The organism is Pedobacter sp. PLR, assembly GCF_026239675.1.
In the GTDB taxonomy this organism is placed as follows: domain Bacteria; phylum Bacteroidota; class Bacteroidia; order Sphingobacteriales; family Sphingobacteriaceae; genus Pedobacter.
Window position 1 is genome coordinate 1 of sequence record NZ_JAPIVQ010000021.1, and the last position, 3,532, is coordinate 3,532.

The following is a 3,532-nucleotide window of genomic DNA, read 5'->3' on the forward strand; positions in this document are numbered from 1 at the left end:
CTAGTCCCGTAGCTCAGTTGGTTAGAGCACTACACTGATAATGTAGGGGTCAGCAGTTCAAATCTGCTCGGGACTACATTATATATTCTAAGGGGGATTAGCTCAGCTGGCTAGAGCGCCTGCCTTGCACGCAGGAGGTCAACGGTTCGACTCCGTTATTCTCCACCATTACCCGGTCTAATACAAAAGACAAGAAATAACGTACTAGTAAGTACGTGGGGAACTAAAGTTCTTTGACATATTGGAAGAAGTTAATAAAGAAGAGCAAACAACAATAGAGACGTTGTTAGCTTGGAGGGATGAAGTAAGCAATTACGACAAACCGAAAAGATAACGACATATCAAAAAAAGCATTTCCATAGGCGCAAAAGGCTATGGAGAGAAGAAAGTAAATAAGAGCACACAGGGGATGCCTTGGCTCTCAGAGGCGATGAAGGACGTGATAAGCTGCGATAAGCTTCGGGTATTAGCAAATATGAATTAATCCGGAGATTTCCGAATGGGGAAACCTGGCTAGTTGAAGACTAGTCGTACAATGTACGCAAACCTGCCGAACTGAAACATCTAAGTAAGCAGAGGAAGAGAAAATAATAATGATTTCCTAAGTAGTGGCGAGCGAAAGGGAAAGAGCCCAAACCGGTTATGTTACGGCATAACCGGGGTTGTAGGACTACAATATGGCATTAGTTACATGAAGTGGAACAGGATGGGAAGCCTGGCAATATAGCGTGAGAGCCGCGTACACGTAAGTAAGACTAGTCTAGTAGTATCCTGAGTACCGCGAGGTCGGAGACGCCTTGTGGGAATCTGCCGGCACCATCCGGTAAGGCTAAATACTCCTGAGAGACCGATAGTGAACCAGTACCGTGAGGGAAAGGTGAAAAGAACCCCGAACAGGGGAGTGAAATAGAACCTGAAACTGTGTGCTTACAAGCGGTCGGAGCGTCCAGGTGGCGTGACGGCGTGCCTTTTGCATAATGAGCCTACGAGTTACTCTTCTCTGGCAAGGTTAAGTGTTTAAGACACGCAGCCGCAGCGAAAGCGAGTCTGAATAGGGCGTATAGTCAGGGGAGGTAGACGCGAAACCTTGTGATCTACCCATGGACAGGTTGAAGGTGCGGTAACACGTACTGGAGGACCGAACCGATAAACGTTGAAAAGTTTCCGGATGATCTGTGGGTAGGGGTGAAAGGCTAATCAAACTGGGAAATAGCTCGTACTCCCCGAAATGTTTTTAGGAACAGCGTGGTGGTAAAGTTATATAGAGGTAGAGCTACTGATTGGGTGCGGGGGAGTCAAATCCTACCAAATCCAGACAAACTCCGAATGCTATATAATATACACTGCAGTGAGGCCCGGGGTGCTAAGGTCACGGGCCGAGAGGGAAAGAACCCAGACCATCAGCTAAGGTCCCCAAGTTATAGTTAAGTTGAACTAACGAGGTCCGATTGCATAGACAGCTAGGATGTTGGCTTGGAAGCAGCCATTCATTTAAAGAGTGCGTAACAGCTCACTAGTCGAGCGATCGGGCATGGATAATAAACGGGCATTAAACTATACACCGAAGCTATGGGTAATATTTATATTACGGTAGGGGAGCATTCCAGCGGCAGCGAAGTTATGACGTAAGTTGTGGTGGAGCTTCTGGAAAAGCAAATGTAGGCATAAGTAACGATAAGGCGGGAGAGAAACCCGCCCACCGAAAGGATAAGGTTTCCTGATCAACGCTAATCGGATCAGGGTTAGTCGGGGCCTAAGGAGAACCCGAAGGGGATATTCGATGGACAACTGGTTAATATTCCAGTACTTTTTATAACTGCGATGTGGGGACGGAGTAGTGACACTGCCGCGATCTGACGGAATAGATCGTTGAAGGGCGTAGGTATTAGGACTGTAGGCAAATCCGCAGATCTAGCTGAAACCCGATAGTACTGCAAACCTCCGGGGGCGTAGATAGCGCAGGTAATCAGACTTCCAAGAAAAACCGCTAAGCTTCAGGTTATAAAAACCCGTACCGCAAACCGACACAGGTATCCGGGAAGAGAATTCTAAGGTGCTCGAGTGAATCATGGCTAAGGAACTCGGCAAAATGGCCCTGTAACTTCGGGAGAAGGGGCGCTGGTAGCAATATCAGCCGCAGTGAAAAGGCCCAGGCGACTGTTTAACAAAAACACATGGCTTTGCAAAATCGAAAGATGAAGTATAAGGCCTGACACCTGCCCGGTGCTGGAAGGTTAAGAGGGGATGTCATCCGCAAGGAGAAGCATTGAATCGAAGCCCCAGTAAACGGCGGCCGTAACTATAACGGTCCTAAGGTAGCGAAATTCCTTGTCGGGTAAGTTCCGACCTGCACGAATGGTGTAACGATCTGGGCGCTGTCTCAGCCATGAGCTCGGTGAAATTGTGGTCCCGGTGAAGACGCCGGGTACCCGCAACGGGACGGAAAGACCCCATGCACCTTCACTACAATTTAACATTGACATTGGATACAAGATGTGTAGGATAGGTGGGAGACTGTGAAGTGATATCGCTAGGTATTGTGGAGTCAACGTTGAAATACCACCCTTTTTGTATTCGGTGTCTAACCCCTCTAAAGGGGGGACATTGTTTGATGGGTAGTTTGACTGGGGTGGTCGCCTCCAAAAAGGTAACGGAGGCTTTCAAAGGTAAGCTCAATACGCTTGGTAACCGTATGAGGAGTGCAATAGCATAAGCTTGCTTGACTGTGAGGCAGACAAGCCGAGCAGGGTCGAAAGACGGATATAGTGATCCGGTGGTTCTGCATGGAAGGGCCATCGCTCAAAGGATAAAAGGTACGCTGGGGATAACAGGCTGATCTCCCCCAAGAGCTCATATCGACGGGGAGGTTTGGCACCTCGATGTCGGCTCGTCACATCCTGGGGCTGGAGAAGGTCCCAAGGGTTCGGCTGTTCGCCGATTAAAGTGGCACGCGAGCTGGGTTCAGAACGTCGCGAGACAGTTCGGTCCCTATCTGTTGTGGGCGTAGGAATTTTGAGTGGGGCTGACCTTAGTACGAGAGGACCGGGTTGGACTAACCTCTAGTGAATCTGTTGTTCCGCCAGGGGCATTGCAGAGTAGCTACGTTGGGAATAGATAAGCGCTGAAAGCATCTAAGTGCGAAACTAGCCACGAGATGAGAATTCCATATAGGACCGTAGAAGACTACTACGTTGATAGGTTACAGATGTAAAGGTGGTGACATCAAAGTCGAGTAATACTAATCATCCGAAGCTTTCAAGAGCAATAAACTGTTGTTTGTTCTTCATAACTAACTTCTTTCAATAATATGTCACTGTTTGTGGGCCTGAATATGGGTCTGTATGGTGTAGTACTGATGGCGTAAGCTAAAAAGTATATACCAATACAAAAACAACACAAACAATAAAAATATTTAGGTGCCTATATCGGCGGTGTCTACCTCTTCCCATTCCGAACAGAGAAGTCAAGCCCGCCAGAGCCGATGGTACTGCGGTAACACGTGGGAGAGTAGGTCGGTGCCAAATCTTAAAGT

At 48.0% G+C, this 3,532-nt stretch carries 2 tRNA genes and 2 rRNA genes; all 4 read left to right on the forward strand.

From position 1 onward, the window contains the following. Window positions 1-2 precede the first annotated feature (2 nt). The 4 genes from OQX61_RS24120 to rrf all read left to right on the forward strand — a co-directional run bounded on the left by OQX61_RS24120 (window position 3) and on the right by rrf (window position 3,524). Window positions 3-76, forward strand: a tRNA-Ile gene (locus OQX61_RS24120). 15 nt (window positions 77-91) lie between these two features. Beyond that, a tRNA-Ala gene (locus tag OQX61_RS24125) sits at window positions 92-168 on the forward strand. A 214-nt stretch (window positions 169-382) separates the two neighbouring features. Continuing rightward, window positions 383-3,261: ribosomal RNA gene (locus OQX61_RS24130) — 23S ribosomal RNA — on the forward strand. Between the two features lie 151 nt (window positions 3,262-3,412). Continuing rightward, window positions 3,413-3,524, forward strand: a 5S ribosomal RNA gene (gene rrf, locus OQX61_RS24135). Window positions 3,525-3,532 lie beyond the last annotated feature (8 nt).